At 51.5% G+C, this 20,488-nt stretch carries 15 protein-coding genes; 11 read left to right on the top strand and 4 right to left on the bottom strand.

Annotated features, from left to right (window positions below; translation table 11 throughout):
• Positions 1 to 54 precede the first annotated feature (54 nt).
• Together C1714_RS01340 and C1714_RS01335 are read left to right on the top strand one after the other, a co-directional pair.
• Positions 55 to 1,026, top strand: coding sequence for a MetQ/NlpA family ABC transporter substrate-binding protein (locus C1714_RS01340; RefSeq protein ID WP_102341499.1), 972 nt, complete (start codon positions 55 to 57; stop codon positions 1,024 to 1,026).
• Between the two features lie 51 nt (positions 1,027 to 1,077).
• Positions 1,078 to 2,280 carry a M20 metallopeptidase family protein gene (locus tag C1714_RS01335; RefSeq protein WP_102341498.1) on the top strand — a complete coding sequence of 401 codons (1,203 nt, stop codon included), beginning with the start codon at positions 1,078 to 1,080 and terminating at the stop codon, positions 2,278 to 2,280.
• 2 nt (positions 2,281 to 2,282) lie between these two features.
• On the opposite strand, the gene C1714_RS01330 is transcribed toward C1714_RS01335, so the two are convergent.
• Together C1714_RS01330 and C1714_RS01325 are read right to left on the bottom strand one after the other, a co-directional pair.
• Entirely contained in the window at positions 2,283 to 3,020 is a 738-nt protein-coding gene (locus C1714_RS01330; RefSeq protein WP_102341497.1) for an NAD-dependent protein deacylase, read from the bottom strand.
• Positions 3,017 to 3,979 carry a helix-turn-helix transcriptional regulator gene (locus C1714_RS01325; RefSeq protein ID WP_102341496.1) on the bottom strand — a complete coding sequence of 321 codons (963 nt, stop codon included), beginning with the start codon at positions 3,977 to 3,979 and terminating at the stop codon, positions 3,017 to 3,019. Before C1714_RS01325 ends, C1714_RS01330 begins: the two co-directional genes overlap by 4 nt.
• A gap of 95 nt (positions 3,980 to 4,074) precedes the next feature.
• Here C1714_RS01325 and C1714_RS01320 point away from each other — a divergent pair, with 95 nt between their 5' ends.
• From C1714_RS01320 to C1714_RS01310, 3 genes are read left to right on the top strand one after another with little or no spacing between them, the layout of a single operon-like run.
• Positions 4,075 to 4,569 (top strand): hypothetical protein, encoded by a 495-nt coding sequence (locus C1714_RS01320; RefSeq protein ID WP_102341495.1) that lies wholly within the window; start codon positions 4,075 to 4,077, stop codon positions 4,567 to 4,569.
• A 25-nt stretch (positions 4,570 to 4,594) separates the two neighbouring features.
• Positions 4,595 to 5,800 carry a cation diffusion facilitator family transporter gene (locus C1714_RS01315; RefSeq protein WP_102341494.1) on the top strand — a complete coding sequence of 402 codons (1,206 nt, stop codon included), beginning with the start codon at positions 4,595 to 4,597 and terminating at the stop codon, positions 5,798 to 5,800.
• Positions 5,778 to 6,668: a DMT family transporter gene (locus tag C1714_RS01310; RefSeq protein ID WP_102341493.1), complete on the top strand. Its 891-nt coding sequence runs from the start codon at positions 5,778 to 5,780 to the stop codon at positions 6,666 to 6,668. The genes C1714_RS01315 and C1714_RS01310 overlap by 23 nt, the downstream gene beginning before the upstream one ends.
• A 55-nt stretch (positions 6,669 to 6,723) precedes the next feature.
• Here the strand turns inward: C1714_RS01310 and htpG are convergent, their stop codons facing one another.
• Both htpG and C1714_RS01300 read right to left on the bottom strand, forming a co-directional pair.
• Positions 6,724 to 8,649: a molecular chaperone HtpG gene (gene htpG, locus C1714_RS01305; RefSeq protein ID WP_102341492.1), complete on the bottom strand. Its 1,926-nt coding sequence runs from the start codon at positions 8,647 to 8,649 to the stop codon at positions 6,724 to 6,726.
• Positions 8,650 to 8,803: 154 nt separating this feature from the next.
• Positions 8,804 to 11,062 (bottom strand): glycogen/starch/alpha-glucan phosphorylase, encoded by a 2,259-nt coding sequence (locus C1714_RS01300; protein ID WP_102341491.1) that lies wholly within the window; start codon positions 11,060 to 11,062, stop codon positions 8,804 to 8,806.
• 99 nt (positions 11,063 to 11,161) lie between these two features.
• Here C1714_RS01300 and C1714_RS01295 point away from each other — a divergent pair, with 99 nt between their 5' ends.
• From C1714_RS01295 to C1714_RS01270, 6 genes are all read left to right on the top strand, one after another.
• A complete protein-coding gene (locus C1714_RS01295; RefSeq protein ID WP_102341490.1) occupies positions 11,162 to 11,983 on the top strand; it encodes a 4-alpha-glucanotransferase in 822 nt (273 codons plus the stop codon).
• Positions 11,984 to 12,010: 27 nt separating this feature from the next.
• Positions 12,011 to 12,853 carry an undecaprenyl-diphosphate phosphatase gene (locus C1714_RS01290; protein WP_102341489.1) on the top strand — a complete coding sequence of 281 codons (843 nt, stop codon included), beginning with the start codon at positions 12,011 to 12,013 and terminating at the stop codon, positions 12,851 to 12,853.
• Positions 12,850 to 14,070, top strand: a complete 1,221-nt coding sequence (locus C1714_RS01285; protein ID WP_102341488.1) for a cytochrome c biogenesis protein/redoxin — start codon at positions 12,850 to 12,852, stop codon at positions 14,068 to 14,070. The genes C1714_RS01290 and C1714_RS01285 overlap by 4 nt, the downstream gene beginning before the upstream one ends.
• A gap of 194 nt (positions 14,071 to 14,264) precedes the next feature.
• The gene (locus C1714_RS01280) at positions 14,265 to 15,878 is read left to right on the top strand and encodes a CTP synthase (protein WP_102341487.1); all 1,614 of its coding nucleotides are present in this window, start codon (positions 14,265 to 14,267) and stop codon (positions 15,876 to 15,878) included.
• A 3-nt stretch (positions 15,879 to 15,881) separates the two neighbouring features.
• Positions 15,882 to 17,420: a glutamine-hydrolyzing GMP synthase gene (guaA, locus tag C1714_RS01275; RefSeq protein WP_102341486.1), complete on the top strand. Its 1,539-nt coding sequence runs from the start codon at positions 15,882 to 15,884 to the stop codon at positions 17,418 to 17,420.
• 1,190 nt (positions 17,421 to 18,610) lie between these two features.
• Positions 18,611 to 20,479 carry a hypothetical protein gene (locus tag C1714_RS01270; protein WP_135567861.1) on the top strand — a complete coding sequence of 623 codons (1,869 nt, stop codon included), beginning with the start codon at positions 18,611 to 18,613 and terminating at the stop codon, positions 20,477 to 20,479.
• Positions 20,480 to 20,488 lie beyond the last annotated feature (9 nt).

The raw sequence follows: 20,488 nt of genomic DNA, 5'->3' as shown, positions 1-20,488 counted from the left end.
GTGCGACGTAAAACATCGCAGAAATACGAGAAAAAGGAAAAGAGGAAAAGAAAAATGAACAAGACATTCAAGGCATTATCGGCAGTACTGGCATTCTCCACACTTGCGGCATGCGGATCTTCTTCCGCCTCCACAGCATCTCCATCATCTTCTGCAGCAGCGTCTTCGGATACCGCTGCCCTATCCAGCGAACCGCTGCAGATTGCGATTCCGGATGATGCGACCAACGGCGCCCGTGCCATCAAGCTTCTTGAATCCGCAGGTCTGATCGAGGTGGATCCGGCTGCCGGCTATTCTCCGGAGCTCAAGGACATCACCAAGTATCTCTATAACATTGAAATCGTTCCGCAGTCGGCCGAGACGCTGCCGCAGTCGCTGGATGATCTTGGCGCTGCGACGATCAACGGTACCTATGCGATTCCGGCAGGACTGAATCCGGAACGTGATGGTCTTATCATTGAGGACCAGGGTGAAAGCGGCGACAACCCCTATGTCAACGTCATCGTTGCCCGTACTGCTGACAAGGATAACGAAACCTACAAGACGATCGTTGAAGCGTATCAGACACAGTATGTTGCGGATTATCTGCTTGGCAAATATCAGGATACCTATTATCCGGCATTTGACTATGACAAAGATGAGGCAGAAGCCAACAAGGACAAGGTTGTTGAAGAAGTCGATTCCTATGAGTCCGGCTCCGATGGCAAGACGGTTGTGACAGTCGGCGTCTGCGGCGCGAACAACGAGCAGTGGAAGGCGGTTCAGAAGGTTCTCGATGATGAGAATGCGGGCATCTACATTGAGCTGCAGCAGTTTGATTCCTACGATGTTCCCAACGATGCGCTGAATGCAGGTGACATTGATCTCAACTCCTTCCAGCACAAGGCTTATCTGCAGAGTGAAATCGATGCGGCAGGCTATGATATCACGGCAATCGGTGATACGCTGATTGCGCCGCTGACACTGTATTCCAAGAAGGCTTCGACGCTGGATGAACTGAAGACTCTGGCTGGAAAGCTTGACTGAGAAACGTGATACGGGGCGGATCTTCCGCCCTTTTGGAAGGAGATTTTGAAAATGAATGAACTTGAGGAACTTCTGTACAGGGAAGTGCTGGCTGATCAGAAAGAGGTAGTGGCATTGCGCCGTTGGTTCCATGCCCATCCGGAGCTTTCCACAAAAGAATACGGGACACAGAAGAAGATTGAAGAGGAGCTTCGCTCCTATGGTCTCGAGCCCCATGAAACGGCCGGAACCGGCGTATGGACTGTGATCCGGGGCGAAAAGGGCGAAGGGAAGACGATCGTGCTGCGGGCGGATATCGATGCGCTGCCGGTGAGGGAGACACACCATTGTGAATATGAAAGTACCGTTCCCGGCGTGATGCATGCATGCGGACATGATGCGCAGACTTCGGCACTTCTGCGTGCTTCGAAAATATTGAACGAACATCGCGACCGTTTCCCGGGAAAGATCATCATCGTCTTCCAGCCGGGTGAAGAGATCGGCTACGGGGCGCGCAACATCATCCGGGAAGGCGTCATCGACGGCGCTGACCGTACGTTTGCGGTCCATATGGCAAGTAATCTTGAAGCCGGTAAGATCGCGCTGGTACCGGGGCCGAACAATGCGAGCGCGGACCAGTTCAAGATCACGGTCCACGGCCACGGGGCGCATATCGCCCAGCCTCACCGCGGCGTTGATGCGGCGTATATCGCTTCGAAGATCGTCGTGGATGCGCAGAGTGTGCTGCGCAGCGTGGATCCTCTTCAGCATGTTCTGCTTGGGATCGGTCATATTTCGGCGGGCAATTCCTATAACGTGATCGCCGGGGAAGGCATCATTGAAGGGACGCTGCGCTGCTTCGATCAGCAGGTGCGCAGAAAGATTCTGGCCGACTTTGAGAAGCTGGTCCATAACACGGCTGAGCAGTACGGCGGCAGCGCGGACTTTGAGAACCGGGACAACTGTGCGCCGGTGATCAACGATCCTGTCGCAACAAGGGAGGCGCAGAAGACGGCTGCCGCCGTGTTTGGGGCGGATCATCTGGTTACGTCGCGTGCTGCTTCCATGAGCGGCGATAATTTTGCGGACTTCATAGAAAAAGCTCCGGGTGCCTATGCCTATATCGGCACGGGAAATCCGAAGCTTCCGGCAACGATGGTTGCCCAGCATGATGCGATGTATGACATTGATGAGGATACGCTGCGGTATTCCGAGGGCATCTATGTCTGCTATGCGGCCGATTATCTCAATGGGCTGGTGAGCGGCGAAGATTAACGCTAAACGTGGAGATGCGGGAAGACGTCCGCAAACGGTGCCTGTATCAAAAGATCCGCATCCGAGTCATACGGAGTTGCGTCGCGGTTGATCAGCACCAGATGTCTGCCGGAGAAGTAGCGGATCAGACCGGCGGCCGGATAGACAACCAGCGACGTGCCGAGAACGATCATGACGTCGGCAGACTGGATGGCCGCAACAGCCCCTTCCACCACGGCCTGCGAGAGGCCTTCTTCATAAAGGACGACATCTGGCTTGATGATGCCGCCGCACTTCTGACAGCGGGGAATTCCCTCGCTGTTTTTTATGTATTCAGCACTGTAGAAGGTGCTGCAGTCCATGCAGTAGTTGCGCAGCACGGAACCGTGCAGCTCATAGACGTGCTTCGATCCGGCCTTCTGATGCAGGCCGTCGATGTTCTGGGTGACGACACCGAGAGATTTCTCCTTCTTTTCGCATTCTGCAATGAAGCGGTGAACTTCGTTGGGCTGTGCATCGAGATAGAGCATCCGGTCTTTGTAGAAGCGGAAGAACTCTTCGGGATTTTCTTCGAAGAAGCTGTGGGAGATGATCTCTTCCGGCGGATATTTGTAGGTCTGGTTGTAAAGGCCGTTGGTGGAGCGGAAATCAGGGATGCCGCTGTCGGTGGAAACACCGGCTCCGGTGAAGAAGACGATGTGCTTTGCCTGATCGATGATGGTCTGAAGTGAAGCGATTTTATCAGCGAGATTCTGTGTCATGATCTGCCTCCGCCCTTATTATAGGCATTCTCAATGGTCATAGCGATGGTGCGCATCTGCTGGATTAAGGCGTCGGGTTTCAGGACGGTGCAGCGGTCATAGAACTCCAGCAGCCAGGCAGTCAGGGTCGGAGTGATGGCGGTACGGATGTTGGCGATGAAATACGAATCCGTAATTTCCGAAATCAGGACGCTCGTCCCGAAGGTGTCGAAGACGATCTGGGCCATCGACGGATCCAGACGCAGAGTAATGGTGTCCGGTGTGCCGGCGTACATGTCAAAGGAACGGGCGAGCCATGCATCCTTGTCGAAGCGTACGGGCTCCGTTTCTTCTTCCTTGACGGTGATGCGTTCCATCTTGTCGATGCGGTAGTTGGCAAAGCCTTTGTGTAATGGTGAGTAAAGGACGGCGTAGAACTTTCCCCCGGAGGAAATGACGGCATAGGGAACTTCGTTATAGCGCCGGCTGCTGCGGCGGTACTTCTTTGAGCCGTCCGGCTGGATGTCGTAGTAAATGAAGCCGACCGGATAATGATGCGCACTGGCCTGAAGAAGGAGGTTGATGGCTTTCAGTACGGCATCGTTGCGGCTTTTGGAGGAGGACGGCGGATTGAGGGAAAGAACCTTCTGCTGAGGCAGACTGAGCATGTTTTTGAGCTTTTTTGTCAGAAGCGTCGTCTCTCTGGAAGAAAGGGAGACGGAATCCTGGACACTGTCCGCAAGGATGGTGATCTCGGCGGGTGAAAAGTCGTGTCTCAGATAATAGCTGCGGTGCTCATAGCGAATGTCCATGCCATGATTTCTTAAGGCGGTAATGGCGCTGTAGACGCTGCGCCGCTGGGAAGGAATGCCTTTCTGCGTAAGGCGGGCAATGATCGTGGACATGGACATGGGATGAGCTTCATCAGTTTCATCGTGAAGGATCTGCCAGATGGTGAGGGCTCGTTCGGCTTCCTGCATAGAATTTTCCCCTTTTCGAGAAGTGTACCATAAACGGTACAGTTCTTTTCTGGAAATACGCTATCTTTTGGACAGTTGAAACGGAGGAAAGCACGATGAACTACAGTCAGAAGATGGTATTCCATGAGGCGCTGGTGGTATTGGCATTTGCCTATGTGATGCGGCAGCAGACGGCTGCGGCAGTATATTTTGCGGTTCTTGGCGCGTTCCTTGCGGTATGGGCGCATTCCTGGAAGTGCTTGTGGAGAAAGAGCGGGGAGATTGTGCTGGCGAGCCTGGTGGAAATCCTGCTGGTGAAGATGGTGGGCATGGATCCGTCGGCGTACGGTCTGGGGATTGTGATGGTGATGAATGCGGTGGTAACGGGTGTGTGGTCCAGCAGTTCCCGCAAGGCAATCGTTCCGGCGCTTACGTTTCTTTTGCGGGGATACGGGGCTTTGCTGGTGATTGCGTTTGTTCTGCCGCAGCAGATCCTGGAGGCTGGGGCGGGCAGGCTTGGTTCGGTTGTTCTGCTGGTGGCGATGGGGCTTCCGGCGCTTGTTGTACGCATGCGCTGCGGGTATCGAAAAAAGGTGATGATGCCGCTATAATAATCTGAATTGAGTGGTGGCAGATATGGGAAAACTTCTGGTTCGCTGGTTCATAAAAAATCCGGATGATGTTGACAATGAAGACGTTCGTTATGCGTACGGGCGTCTTTCGTCGTTTACCGGGATCGTGTGCAATCTTCTTCTGTTTGCGCTGAAGCTGATTCTTGGCATTGTGTCTGGTGCGATCTCCATTATTTCGGATGCGTTCAACAACCTTTCCGACTGTCTGAGCTGTCTGATTACGTTATTCGGCTATAAGCTGGCGGCGAAGCCGGCGGACCGGGAACATCCCTTCGGCCATGGGCGGATGGAGTACATTGTGTCCTTCATTGTGGCGGTCATCATCTTCGTGGTCGGCTTCGAGCTTCTGCGCTCTTCGATTGAGTCGCTGCTGCATCCGGAGGCGGTGCTGTTCAGCGTGTATACGGTTGTGATTCTTGTTGTGTCCATTCTTGTAAAACTGTGGATGGCGGGCTTCAACCGGATGCTTGGTAGGAAACTGAACAACATTGCGATGATTGCGGCGGCGGAAGACAGCCGCAACGATGTGGTGACGACGGCGGCGGTACTTGCGGGCATGATTCTGTCGCAGTTTTCTTCGTTTCCCTTTGATGGGGCGGCCGGTGTCCTGGTGTCGCTGTTCATTCTGTGGTCGGGCGTTGAAATTTCGCGGGAAATCATTTCGCGTCTGCTCGGTCAGCCGGCCAGCTATGAGTTGACACAGAAGATCCGTGAAATCATTCTGGCGCATCCGGAAGTGATCGGTGTGCACGATATGATCATTCACGATTACGGTCCGGGGAAGCAGTTTGGCAGTGCGCATGCGGAAGTGGATGCGAACATGAATTTCCTGAATGCGCATGAAATCATCGACAATGCGGAGCGGGAAATTTATGAGAAGACGCATGTTTCGATGACGCTGCATCTGGATCCGGTGGTGCTTGATGATCCGCGGATCAATCGGTATCGTACGGAGGTGGAGCGGGTGCTTGAGTCACTGTCGCCATCGCTTTCGATGCATGATTTCCGGGTGGTGTTCGGCGAGCATCACAATAATCTGGTGTTTGATGTTCTGATTCCCTATGGCTGTTCCGCTTCCCAGGAGGATATCCAGAAGGCGATTGATGCGCACTTTGCCAACCGGGATCCAAAGATCTATACCGTCATCACCTTTGATCGTGCCTATACAGGAATGAAAGAGGAAGGCGATGAAGACAAGGCGGAAAAGTGAGCTGCTGTTACTGCTGGCGGCCTTCATCTGGGGCAACGGCTTTGTGGCACAGTCGAGTGCAATGGATTCGATCGGTCCGTGGTCGTTTACCTGGATGCGTTCGCTGCTGGCCTTTCTGGTGCTGATTCCGGTGGCGCACATTCATGCAAAGCGGACAGGAAAGACAAAGCTGAATGAAACGGAGAGGAAATATCTTCTGCTTGGCGGAGTGGCGACGGGAGTGATTCTGGGCTGTGGATCGATTCTGCAGCAGATCGGGGTCATGTATACGACGGTTGGGAAGGCGAGCTTTCTGACGGCGCTGTACTGCGTTGAGGTGCCGTTATTCTCGATTTTCTTCGGAAAGAGGGTTGGCGTTCGAACATGGGTTTCGGTTGTGCTGGCGGTGAGCGGCCTGTATCTTCTTTGCATGCAGGGTTCACTGAAGCCGGCGGGCGGGGATGTGTATGTGCTTCTCTGCTCGATCGTGTTTGCGTTTCATATTCTTGCGATTGATTACTTTGCGCCAAGGACGGATGCGGTGCGGATGTCGTGTCTGCAGTTTCTGGGGTGCTCTGTGACGACGTTTGTCGGTTCGCTGTTTACGGAGCCGTTCTCGATCGGCGCTGCCATGGATGCGATCGTTCCGCTGCTGTATGCGGGCTGTGTTTCAATGGGGTTTGGCTATACGCTGCAGATCGCGGGTCAGGAACATGCGGATCCAACACTGGCCAGCATTCTGTTGTGTCTGGAATCTGTGTTCGGGGCACTGGCTGGCTTTGTGCTGCTGCATCAGGCGATGAGTCTCAGGCAGGTGGCGGGATGCGCGCTGATGTTTGCAGCGACGGTATTGTCTTCTCTGCCTGAAAAGTCGGATGCCGGGAAGTAAATAATAAAAGAAGACAGCGGCAGATTTCATTGCCGCTGTCTTTCCTGAGCGTAGATTACTTGTTTTCCGATTCCGATTCGGTGGGTTCGCTGGCATTGACCATCATATTGACGATCTTCTTGGCGTAAGCGGCCGGATCTTCGATCGGCAGACCTTCAATGAGACGTGCCTGATCATAAAGCACTTCGGCGTAATTCTTCAGTGCCTTCGGGTTTTCCTTGTATACGTTCTGCAGCTTTGCGAAGATCGGATGGTTCGGGTTGATCTCGAGAATCTTTTCTGCGCGCATTCCCTTGTTGGCAGGGTTCTGTGACAGTACCTTCTCCATTTCGATGGACATGCCTTCATCGGAGCTGAGGCAGACCGGATCATCCTTGAGACGTGAGGAGATGCGCACTTCCTTGACCTGATTGTTCAGCGCATCCTTCATGGCTGTGAGAAGATCCTTGTTTTCGTCGGCCTTCTTTTCGGTTTCCTTCTTTTCCTCTTCGGACTGGAAGTCGGCATCGGCGTCGGTGATGGACTTGAAGTCTTTGCCGTCGTAGTTCTGCATCATCCTGATGACGAATTCGTCGATGGTATCGGTGAAGTAGAGAACTTCATAGCCCTTGTCCTGAACGGCGGCCATGACCGGAAGCTTCTTGATATCTTCGATCGAGGAGCCGCAGACGTAATAGATACTCTTCTGATCTGCCGGCATGCGGTCTTCATATTCCTTGAGGGTGACATACTTGTCTTCCTTGCTGGAACGGTACAGCAGGAGGTCCTGGAGCTTTTCCTTGTCGGCGCCGAAGGACTTGTAGATGCTGTACTTCAGATTGAGGCCGAAGTTGTCGAAGAACTTTTCGTAGTCTTCGCGTTCATCCTTGAGCATGTCGCTGAGGAAGGACGTAATCTTCTTGTCGAGGGATTTGGCAAGAGCCTTGACCTGGCTGTCCTGCTGGAGTATTTCACGGGAAATATTGAGGCTCAGATCTTCAGAGTCGACGATGCCGGTCATGAAGCGGTAGCATTCGGGGATCAGATCTTTTGCCTTGTCCATGATGAAGACGCCCTTGGAATACAGCTGCAGACCCGGCTGGTAGTCGGCGTTGTAGAAGTCAAACGGAGCCTTCGACGGCAGAAACAGCATCGCTGTATAGGAGATGTTTCCTTCGACGTTGAAGTGGAGCACCTTCTGCGGATCCTGCCAGTCGTTGAACTTTGCCTTGTAGAATTCGTTGTACTCTTCGGGCTTGATGTCCTTCCTGTTTTTCTTCCAAAGAGGAATCATGGAGTTGAGTGTTTCCTCTTCCTGGGTTTCAATGGTCTTCTTGTCGTCGGTCGGATCCGGGACGGACTTGGTGACCATCATCTTGATCGGATAGCGGACATAGTCGCTGTACTTCTTGACGAGTTCGCGGATCTTGTATTCTTCAAGATAATCAGAGTACTTTACATCGTCGGTATCATCCTTGAGATCGAGGGTGATGCGGGTTCCGGGTTCGGCTTTGACGCATTCGGTGATAGTGTAGCCGTCGTCACCTTCCGACTCCCAGCGGTAGGCGGTGTCGCTGTTGACGGAACGGGATTCGACCGTAACCTTCTTTGCGACCATGAAGGCGCTGTAGAAGCCGACACCAAACTGGCCGATGATGTCGACATTGGAGTCGGTGGACTTGTCGAGCTGTTCCTTGAAGTCGGCGGAGCCGCTCTTGGCAATAGTGCCGAGGTTCTTTTCGAGTTCGTCCTTGTCCATGCCGATGCCGCTGTCTTCAATGACGAGCTGGCGCGCGTCCTTATTGCGTTCAATTCTGATCCAGAGATCGTCTTTGTTGATGCGTTTGGAATCGTCGGTCAGGGAGAGATACCAGCGCTTGTCGAGGGCGTCGGACGCATTGGAAATGAGTTCGCGCAGGAAGATTTCCTTATTTGTGTAGATGGAGTTGACCATCAGATTGAGCAGTCGTTTGGATTCTGCTTTAAATTGTTTCTTTGCCATATTGCCTCCTGAAGTTAGCACTCACATAACGTGACTGCTAAGTACTATAGCACGCTGCTATTCCATGTTCAAGACCGTCAGAAACCGACGAAATGCCGGTTCTGTATGCGAAGGTACAGAAAAGGCACATCATGCGCTGATGTGCCTGTGAAGATTACTTGAGATGCCAGATGTCGCGGTTATACTCGGCGATACTGCGGTCGGAGGAGAAGAAGCCTGCCTTTGCCGTGTTGACGAGGCTCATGCGCTTCCAGCGCTCCTGATCGGAGTAGTCATAGATCATGGTTTCCTTGACGTTGCAGTAGGACTCAAGATCGAGCAGTGTCATGAACCAGTCCTTATGGATCAGGTTGTCCTTCAGATCGCCCAGCAGCTTCGCATCGCCGATGGCGAGCATTTCGGGGCTGGTGATGAAGTCGATGCAGCGGCGGATCGATTCGTGATACTTGTAGTAATCCTCGGCGTGATAGCCGTTTGTGTTGTAGAGGTTGATGACCTCGTCACTGGAGCGGCCGAAGATATAGATGTTGCCATCGCCGACGAGGTTCTTGATCTCGACGTTGGCGCCATCCATTGTGCCAAGGGTGATTGCGCCGTTGAGCATGAACTTCATGTTGCTGGTGCCGCTGGCTTCCTTGGAGGCGAGCGAAATCTGCTCCGAGATGTCGGCAGCCGGGATGATCTTCTCAGCCTTGGCGACATTGTAGTTCTTGAGCATGACGACCTTGAGATACTTCGATACCTGCGGATCGTTGTTGATCAGCTCCTGAAGGCAGAGAATCAGATGGATGACTGCCTGTGCCTGATAGTAGGCAGGTGCAGCCTTGCCGCCGAAGATGACGGTGACCGGATGCGGGAAGGTGACGCCGCTCTTGATCCGGAAGTATTCATAGATGACCCAGAGGGCATTCATCTGCTGACGCTTGTATTCGTGGAAACGCTTGACCTGAACATCGAAGACAGAGTCAGGATCGACTTCGACGCCTTCCTTGTCGAGAATAAACTGGGCTGCGCGCTCCTTGTTGTTATGCTTGATTTCGGCGAAGGCGTTGAGAACGTTCTCGTCGTTGTAATACTGCATCAGACGTTCGAGATCCGTTGCATTGCTCTTCCAGCTTGCGCCCAGCAGTGAATCAATCTTGTGGGACAGATCCGGATTTGCATGCATGATGAAGCGGCGGAACGTGATGCCGTTGGTCTTGTTGTTGAACTTCTCCGGATAGATGTTATAGAAGGGGCGGAGTTCCTGTTTCTTAAGGATATCGGTATGCAGTGCGGCGACGCCGTTGATCGAATGTCCGTAATGCATGTCGATGTGTGCCATGTGGACGGTGTTGCCGGCATCGATGATGCGCAGATCCGGATTGTTGTTATAGGCGCATTCGACGCCGAAGTCCATGCCGCCGATAATCGGCATCAGCTGTGGAACGACTTCCTGCAGATAGGCATACGGCCACTTTTCAAGAGCCTCGGCGAGGATTGTGTGGTTCGTATAGGCACAGACGTTGGTGACGATTTCTTCGGCCTTGTAGAACGGAATGCCTTCCTTGATCAGAAGACGGATCAGTTCGGGAATGACCATCGAAGGATGGGTATCGTTGATCTGGATCGCAACATGGTCGGCAAGATCCATCAGATTGTGTCCCGCCTTCTTTTCTTCGTCGAGAATGTACTGGGCAGCGTTCGATACCATGAAGTACTGTTGATAGATACGCAGCTTGCGGCCGTCTTCGTCGGAATCATCCGGATACAGGAAGAGGGTCAGGTTCTTGGCGATCGCCGTCTTGTCAAAGTCGATGCCTTCCTTGACGAGAGATTCGTCGACGGAATCGATATCAAACAGATGGAGCATGTTGTGGCCGGTCTTGTAGCCGAGCACATCCATGTCATACATGCGGCTCTTGACACTCAGCTTGCCGAATTCGACGGTGTAGCTGACATTGGTCTTGGTCAGAACGGACGGGGACGAGAGCCAGCGGTCCGGAACTTCATACTGCTTATGGTCGCGGAATTCCTGCTTGAAGAGGCCGAAATGGTAACGCAGGCCCATGCCGTCTGCCGGAAGATCCAGCGTTGCGGCAGAGTCGAGGTAGCAGGCCGCAAGACGGCCGAGGCCGCCATTGCCGAGCGAAGGCTCTTCTTCGACATCTTCGACACTGGAAAGAGACTTTCCATATTTCTTGAACAGCTGATCAACTTCGTCATAGAGGTTGAGATTGATGAGATTCTTGCCAAGCTGTTTGCCGGTCAGAAATTCTGCACTGATGTAGTACAGCTTCTTGTTGCCGGAGGTCACGGGGCGTTCTGCACTCTTCTGCTTCACAAGCTTGAGCAGGGCAGCGTAAAGTTCCCGGCGCTTGGCATCCGCAATCGGCTTGCCAAGCAGTGAAACCAGCTCTTGTTCGAGGGTCATTTGAATATCTCCTTTTTGCGTTTCCTATTTTATACGAAATATTCTGAATGAGAAGCAGTTTTACAGGTGAGAGGGCCTATGGAATGTAAAATATAAATCATGAGCGAGCTGTTTTCGAAAACGTTATCCTGCTTTGACCGTCATGCGCTTCGTATGCTGGATGATCTGGTGCCTGGAACCGTGTGGGATATCGGCTGTCTGGAGGAACAGAATGACGTTTCCCACTATCTGCTGCGTCAGGACCTGCTGTCACCGGATCAGCTGCAGAAGGAGGGGCTGCTGGGTGCGAAGGTGCTGTCGCCGCTGCAGCGTGACGGGATGATTCGTCAGGCATACCGCAGCTTTCGTCCGGACTATGACTTTTCTTCCTTTGCGTTTGATGATCAGGTGCAGGCAGGCGTTCTGTATCAGCTGTTTGCACGGAAGACGAAGGAACGGGACTGGAAGAAATGGGACTGTGTCTATCGGGATTATCCGCAGGGAAAAGGCGTGAATCTGAAGGTGATGGAGGATGATCTCTTCTATCTTCTCTTTGTGCAGTATGAACTTTCGAAGGCGTGGAAGGAGTTTTCGCGGGCCTGTCACCATGGCGGCGTGAAGGTGATTGTCCATGTGCCGTTTCCGCAGCGTCAGGAGGCGGTAGACGCCTGGTATCACAATCCTCTTTATGATGGGGAAGGAAACATTCGCTGGGATGGTGCATACCGTGTTCTTCTGGAACTTCTGGAGTTCTATGAGGGGCTGGCGGACGGCGTGTTCTTCGATGGCGTTGAAATTCTTGAAAATAAACCGGAAACGGCGCAATATCTTGCTCAAAAGGCCGGAGAGCTGCAGCTGAAGGTGCAGATGATTGTGCCAGATACGTTTGATCGTGAGCTTGCGGGTCGCTGCGGGTTTCGGCAGTTGTCTAAGATGCTATAATTTTGTGGTTTGGTTGAGGGAGTATCTATGTCGGTGTTGATTCAGATTCTGAAGTCCATTGTCTTCGGTATTGTGGAAGGTATTACGGAGTGGCTGCCGATCAGTTCGACGGGTCATCTGATTCTTCTGAATGCGGTAATTCCGTTAACGGATAATGCTGAATTCTGGGATATGTACAAGTACATCATTCAGCTGGGTGCGATTCTGGCTGTCATTGTGCTGTACTGGCACAAGCTGTGGCCGTTCAGTCCGAAAAAGAATGAGAAGGAAAAGAAGGATACGTGGGATATCTGGGTGAAGATCGTCATCGCCTCGATTCCGACGGGCATTGTCGGTGTGCTGCTGAATGATTATGCGGACGCGCATCTGAGTACACCTGTTGTTGTGGCAGTGGCGTTAATTGTATATGGTGTCCTGTTCCTGGTGATTGAGCGTGTTCCCCGCAAGGCAAAGATCAAGTCAATCGCTGCGATTGATTTCAAGACAGCCTTCCTGATTGGCTGTGCGCAGTCGCTTGCTGTGATTCCGGGTACCTCGCGTTCGGGATCGACGATTCTTGGTGCATTGCTGCTGGGACTGAGCCGCGGTACGGCTGCGGAGTTCAGCTTTTTCCTGGCAATTCCGGTCATGTTCGGCGTTTCGCTTCTGGAACTTGTCAAACATGCGGCGGCCGTGAGCCTTGGGGAAGTGATCGTTCTGATTGTTGGCATGGTTGTGAGCTTTGTGGTTTCAGTGATGGTGATCCGTTCGCTGATGTCCTATATTCGCAAGCATAATTTCCGGGCGTTTGGTCTGTACCGCATTGCGCTTGGCGCTTTGATTCTGATTCTGGCGTTGCTGGGTGTGCTTCCGGCCGCGATTTCGGCATGAGTCTCGGTAACCTGAGCTATTTCGGTGTGTTTCTGGAGGGGCTGCTGTCCTTCCTTTCGCCCTGTGTTCTGCCGTTGATTCCGCTGTATGTCGGCTATCTTTCGCAGGATGTCGATGGCAGGCAGAGCCGCAGGATAATGCTGGTTCATACGCTCTTCTTTGTGCTCGGCATTGGTACGGTGTTTGTTGTCGCTGCTTTGGGCATTACGTTTCTGCAGGATTTTCTTGCAAAGTATCAGCTGCCGATGGAGATTGCGGGCGGCATTCTCTTGATTGCGGCGGGGCTGATCGCTCTTGGTGTGATACGGATTCCGGCGCTGGAGAGGACGTATCGTCATAACGCACAGCGCAGGGGAGGAAACCTTGGGGCCTATCTTCTTGGCTTCTTCTTCAGCTTTGCCTGGACACCATGCGTGGGGCCGCTGCTGGCGAGTGCGCTGGTGCTGGCAGCCAATGCGGAAAGTCATCTGCAGGGAATTCTTTACATCGTGTGCTATGCGGCCGGCTTCCTTCTGCTGTTTGTCTTGCTTGGTCTGTTTACGGATGAGACGCTGCGTCTGCTGAAGAAGTACAGGAATGTGACGGCGGTCGTTGGTAAGGTTGGCGGTGCGATTGTGCTGGCAATGGGCGTGTACATGCTCGTGGATGCCAATCGCAGTGTTGTACAGAAGACACAGGCGCCCGCGCAGGAAACGGCGCCGGCGGTGGCAGAAGAGAGTGCGGATGCTGCTGCGGAGGCGGAAGCCAGTGCTTCACCGAGTGCGTCGGCGGATACGCGCAGTGACATCGAGAAGTATGACTTTACGCTGATGGACGGGGATGGCAATGAGGTGACGCTTTCTTCCTACAAGGGAAAGACGGTGGTGCTGAACTTCTTTGCGACGTGGTGCTATTACTGCAATCAGGAGCTGCCTGATTTCCAGAAGGTTCATGACAATGATCCGGATGTGGTTGTTCTGCTGGTGGATATGCCGAATGTTTCAGGCGAGGGCGATCAGGATTATGTGATGAAGTATATGGCGGATGCGGGCTATTCAATGACGGTGCTGTTTGATACGACGGGGTCTGTCCACAGTATGTATGGTGTGAGCGGCTTTCCGATGACGTACATCATTCAGCCGGACGGCAATTTTCTTGGCTATATGCCCGGATATATGCAGCCGTCGGTGCTGGAACAGGCGCTTTGGGATGCGAAGAACAATGCGAATGAGCAGTAATTGGACGGGTTCAAAAAAATCTTTGCGGTTTTTCTTCAAAACGGTTGAGTTTTCCCTTGGATCGGGATTATAATTGCGCCGTAAATGAGGTTAAAAAAAAACGGCCGGCGGGCTCCGGCAGTTTCGTGGCCTCATTTTTTTTGTGAAGATGGTCTGTTTATTGTTTATAACTCAGTAGGAAAGAGGGGAGAGATATGAAGTACATATTCGTGACTGGCGGTGTTGTTTCGGGACTTGGCAAAGGAATTACGGCGGCTTCGCTCGGACGCCTTCTGAAGCAGCGTGGTCTGAAGGTTATTTCGCAGAAGCTGGATCCCTATATCAACGTGGATCCGGGCACAATGTCACCTTATCAGCATGGCGAAGTGTTCGTGACGGAGGACGGTGCGGAGACGGACCTGGACCTTGGTCATTATGAGCGTTTCATTGATGAGAACCTCAACAAGTATTCCAACCTGACAACGGGCAAGGTGTACTGGAACGTGCTGCAGAAGGAGCGGCGCGGTGAGTATCTGGGTGAGACGGTACAGATCATTCCGCATATTACAAATGAGATCAAGCGCTTCATCTACCGTGTCGGTGAGAAGGCGGATGCGGATGTCGTTATTACGGAGATCGGCGGTACGGTCGGTGATATGGAGAGTCAGCCGTTCCTGGAGGCAATCCGTCAGATCCGGATCGAGAAGGATCCGCAGGATGTTTGCTTTATTCATGTGACGCTGGTTCCGTTCATTGCCGGTTCGGATGAGTATAAGTCGAAGCCTACGCAGCACTCGGTGCGTGAGCTGCAGTCGCTCGGTATTCAGCCGGATATTATCATTGCGCGCTGCGATGGTACGCTGCCGGAGGACATTACGCGGAAGATCGCGCTGTTCTGCAATGTGAGCAAGGACTGCGTTATTCAGAATACGAATGTGCATACGATCTATGATGCGCCAGTGATGCTTGAGCAGCAGAAGTTCTCGGACATGGTGTGCCGGAAGCTGCAGATTTCGGCTCCGGCTGCGGATCTGACGGAGTGGAATGCGATGCTTGAGAGAATCCGCAACCGTTCGAAGGATGTGGACATTGCGCTGGTCGGCAAGTATGTGCGTCTTCATGATGCATACCTCTCGGTGAAGGAGGCTCTGCACCATGGCGGCTATGAGTCAGATACGCATCTGCATATTCACTGGATTGAGTCGGAAGGAATTACGGATGCGACGGCGCCGGAAGTGTTCAAGGGCGTTGACGGCATCATTGTGCCGGGCGGATTCGGTGGCCGCGGCATTGAGGGCATGGTGGCTTCGGCCAAGTATGCGCGTGAGAACAACATTCCTTACTTCGGAATCTGTCTGGGCATGCAGATTGCGGTGATTGAGTATGCGCGGGATGTGCTCGGCTGGTCGGATGCGAACTCCCGTGAATTTGATGAGGAGAGTACGCATAAGGTGATCGACTTTATGCCGGATCAGAGTGATGATATTGACAAGGGCGGTACGATGCGGCTGGGTGCGTATCCGTGCGCGGTCCGGAGTGGATCTTTGCTTGAGAAGTGCTATGGGGAGAGTGAGATTTCGGAGCGTCATCGTCACCGGTATGAGGTGAATAACGAGTATCGTCAGGATTTTATTGATCACGGTATGCTCGTGGATGGTACGTCGCCGGATGGACGTTTGGTGGAAGCGGTGGAGATCAAGGATCATCCGTTCTTCATCGGTGTTCAGTTCCATCCGGAGTTCAAGTCGCGTCCGAACAGGGCTCATCCGATTTTCCGTGAGTTTGTCCGTGCTTCCCTGAAGCATCGGGATGAGGTGGAGAAGCAGTAAGGTATGGTAGAGAAGATCATTGTTCTGGATTTCGGTGGACAGTACAAGCAGCTGATTGCGCGCCGTGTCCGTGAGAATCATGTGTACTGTGAGATTCTTCCGTATTCGACGCCGCTCGAAAAGCTGCTGGCGGAGAATCCGAAGGGAATCATTCTGACGGGGGGCCCGAACAGTGTGTTCGGTGATGAGGCACTGTCCTATGATCCGAGGCTGTTTGAGACGGGCATTCCGGTGCTTGGCATCTGCTATGGTGCGCAGCTGATGGCCTATGAGCTTGGGGGCAAAGTTCTGCATGCGGATGTCAGTGAGTACGGGCATACGGAAGTGAAGGTTGCTAAGAGCGGCCGTATTCTGAGGGACTGGAAGCGGACGTCGACGGTATGGATGAGTCATACGGACCGGATTTCTGAGGTGCCGGAGGGATTTGAGGTTCTGGCTTCGACGGAAAACTGTCCAGTGGCGGCGATGGAGAATGCGGGCCGGAATCTTTATGCGGTTCAGTTCCATCCGGAAGTCGTTCATACGGAAGAGGGTTCGAAGCTGTTCCATGCATTCGTGTATGACATCTGCCGGTGCGCGGGTACGTGGAAGATGGATTCCTTTGTCGATACCACGGTGAAAGAGCTGCGTGAAAAGATCGGCGATGGCCGGGTGCTGTGTGCACTTTCGGGAGGCGTTGATTCGAGTGTATGTGCGGTGCTTCTTTCTAAGGCAGTCGGCAAGCAGCTGACCTGTGTCTTTGTGGATCACGGCCTTCTGCGCAAGGATGAGGGTGACGAGGTTGAGAAGGTTTTCGGGCCGGAAGGACCTTATGAGCTGAATTTTGTCCGGGTCAATGCGCAGGAGTATTTCTACGAGAAGCTGAAGGGCGTGACGGATCCGGAGCAGAAGCGGAAGATCATCGGCGCTGAGTTCATCAACGTCTTTGAAAAGGAAGCCCGGAAGATCGGGAAGGTTGATTTCCTGGCGCAGGGAACCATTTATCCGGATGTTGTTGAGTCCGGTATCGGCAAGGGCGCAGTGATCAAGTCGCATCACAATGTCGGCGGTCTGCCGGATCATGTGGATTTCAAGGAGATCGTGGAGCCGCTGCGGACATTGTTCAAGGATGAGGTTCGTCAGGTTGGCCTGGAGCTTGGAATTCCGCGGAATCTTGTGTATCGTCAGCCGTTCCCGGGGCCGGGTCTTGGGATCCGGATTGTCGGCGAAGTGACGGCAGAAAAGGTCCGTATCGTTCAGGAAGCGGATGCGATTTACCGGGAGGAACTGGAGAAGGCCAATATTGATATGGGCAGGGGCCAGTTCTTTGCGGCACTGTCCAACATGCGCTCGGTCGGTGTGATGGGCGATGGGCGTACGTATGAGTATGCGGTTGTGCTGCGTGGCGTGATTACGTCGGACTTTATGACAGCAGAGGCTGCTCAGATTCCCTGGGAGACGCTGCAGATCTGCATGAACCGTATTATCAACGAAGTCAAGGGAGTGAACCGTGTCCTCTATGATCTGACTTCGAAGCCTCCTGGAACAATCGAGCTGGAATAATTGCGTTTTCTCTGAAACCCCGTAATCATCGCATTTTACGGGGTTTTTTCGTTCCCGCTGACCCAATTTTGACCCAAAAGATCTATATGGTGTATTCTTTTGACACAAATATTATGCAAAATGCTATAGCTTTAAAAGCGTGCTTGTGTCAAAATGACTATACTATGATTGAAGAAACATGGGGAGGAGACGGCATGGAATACATAGATCCCGTATTGATTGAGCTGGAGAAATTGAATGCCAGATTGAGCAAAGAGCAGATCAGCTCGATTTATTCCTTGATTCGGTTTGAATATCCCGATCTGATTGAAGATAAGCATCGAGCCTTTTCGTTCTTTGATCGCTTGGATTTTACGCAGAAAGAGTTAAAGGAATTGATCCTAATTTCAAACGAAATTCGTGTTGAATTGACGCGTGAACGTGTTCATAAATCGGACGGAAATCGATCGCCATGGCAGCTCTTCTGCGCGCAGTATCGCAGCCGTTTTCCTTCCGTAAGCAACCGTGATTTCGTTCAGTTTTATGAATGCATTACGCAGATTTCTCTTCAACTGCCGGAAGAATTGAACGTTGAAAAGAACGTATTAAACTTCATTTCTGATGTTAAAAAAGCGTACGGAAATCAAACGGATCAGGATAGAATCCTGCTTCAATTGTTCTCTAATCCGGCAAAATTTCTGAATGGATTGCAGCACAATTCGGATGATAATTCACGGCTGATTTTTAACAGCAGTCTGCAATTTATCAGGAAGTCTGCGGATGCGATGCTTTATGGAAATGATGCATTGATCTGCCTGGAAAATGATCCGAAAGGTTTGATTCCAAACGATTACTCACTTGAAAACAATTACGTTTATTATCAATTCACTTCTTTTCTGAACAAGAATCAGGATTCTGCATTGGTTGTTTTACCTTCGCCAGTGTTCATGAAAAAGTGGCGGAATGATGCAGAACTTATCAAGATCGCAACCGTTTTTGTGGTCGAAAATTCTGCGCAGGCAGGAATACTGAGCAAATCTGAACAAGGCGGGAGTTCGTATATTTCAGTGGATCATCTGGCAGATTTTCTTGAAGAAAACCCTGCGTTTTCTCGCAATATTCTGCTGTTTCAGACGCATGAACCGGGAGGAAAACTGTCAGAAGATTTGTATGGAATTTTACGGAAATCTGCCGGGACGAATCGTTTTCTCATGTTTACAAGTGATGGATATCTGAAAGATTCCTCTGGGGAAATACAATCAATGCTCGCGGAAACTTCCCTGCAGATCGAATGTGTATCGCTTCTTCCTTCTGGTATTAATGATGAGCGAAAGCCGTCCAGGAAGTGTCTTGTCTGGTTTCGATCGATGGAGAACTCTGTGGACAATCAGGTGGTGATTTCCCAGTACAGATTACTGAAGAATCAGAAGTATCAAGCCCTTGAACGCCGTCCTCTTGTGCTGTCAATGGCAATGGAAGAGCTCCCTTCAAATCTTGATTTCCGCAGTGTCTATCGACAGGAATTTAATAGCTATGAGAGGAAATCGGACGCTGAGCGAAATCGGGCTGAGCGCATTGATCTGACAGATGAAGTCCATCTTTTCTACACGGAATCTGCAGGTGACGATGGTTGCCGGAGAGTACGCGCATTCATCAAAGATCCTGGCAGCAATGAGAAAAAGACAATGTATCAGACGCAGAAGAGTGCCAGGAATATACCGGCTGGAGATGTAAAAGAATGGGTGCTGACGGTATATCCATATTCTGAAACAGAATACCAGGGAAAGCGGTATTCGACTCGTCATGAGATTTCTTCCGCCTATCAAAAGGTACTGAAACCGCATGATGTTTCTCTGAAGACGTTCATTTATTTCTTTCCTGAATGCGATTCTTTAATCGGAAACAACGCTGATTTTCATGAGCTGATGAATGGAGAAATTGGATCATTAACTGCTGATCTGATTCAGAATGACGCCGTCGATCGTCTCCTCTCAGAGAAATATCAGAGTTATGAAGGGGAGAAAACAAAGTATGCATTGAAGTCAATTCTTTCAGCGATTCTTGATCTTGCTGTAAAGAAAGGCTACGCATTTGCCAACGATCTTCATGATGCAGTTGAGGCTGTCAGCAACGAGAAACGTGCGATGTATGAGGTACGCAGTGCGCTGGTTCCTTCATATTTCAGACGCGATGTGATGAAGGATTTGTTCTCTGTCTGCTCTAAAAAATATCTTGAAGGAGACTCAAGATATCTTGCCGTTTTGATCAAACTTACGACAGGATTAGAAACAGCTGCGGTTGCTGCACTTGAGTGGCAGGATCTGAAAGAAGTGAAAGAATTCGGCGCATCCTTCTATCAGCTGATCATTCGACGGTGTGCTTCTTTCGATGGGAATTCATTTCATCCTCTTCAGAAACGGGAGGCATATCGGTTGATTCCGGTTCCTGATCTGCTCGGAAAATATATTAAGACAGAGCTCGATCGTCAGATGGAAAAACTGGGTGTTGATACTATCCAACAGATGGCTCCGTTGGCGATTGTGGGAGGAGAAAGCGGGCATCGCATTAATGGAATAACCATGATTTATTCTCCTTCGCAGATCAACCACCTTTGCCGAAGCATTCTGAAAAAATACATTGATAAAGAAGAGATTCAGATTCCGATCAACGAAACGGATTTCGAGCAGATTGATTTGAGGAATTATAACGGCGATATTTTCCGCTCAAATTTCCGCCACTTTGCCTTATCAGACTGCGCATATGAGAAAGACGAGGTGGACTTTCTGACCGGAAATAAACCGGACTCAACCTTTGCCAGAAACTATTGCGATATGGAGAATGATGCGGCGCAATATCGACTTTATATTAAGCAGAATCGCTTTGCACGATTGCTTCAGGAACGGGCAGAGGGAACTGTAATTGAAGGAAAAACAGAGAGAGAGGAATACAAGTCAACTCTGGATCCGGATCATTGTACAGAGCTTGATTTTACGGTTGAGGACGCTGGCCAGCTTACGAATATTCTTGCTTATGCGCAGCACGGAATCGATGTTGATGTTGTAAAGATCAAGAAGGAGTGATTGAAATCT

The organism is Galactobacillus timonensis, from assembly GCF_900240265.1.
In the GTDB taxonomy this organism is placed as follows: domain Bacteria; phylum Bacillota_I; class Bacilli_A; order Erysipelotrichales; family Erysipelotrichaceae; genus Bulleidia; species Bulleidia timonensis.
Note: the sequence above shows the minus strand (reverse complement) of the source record. Positions and strands in the feature narration are given on the sequence as shown.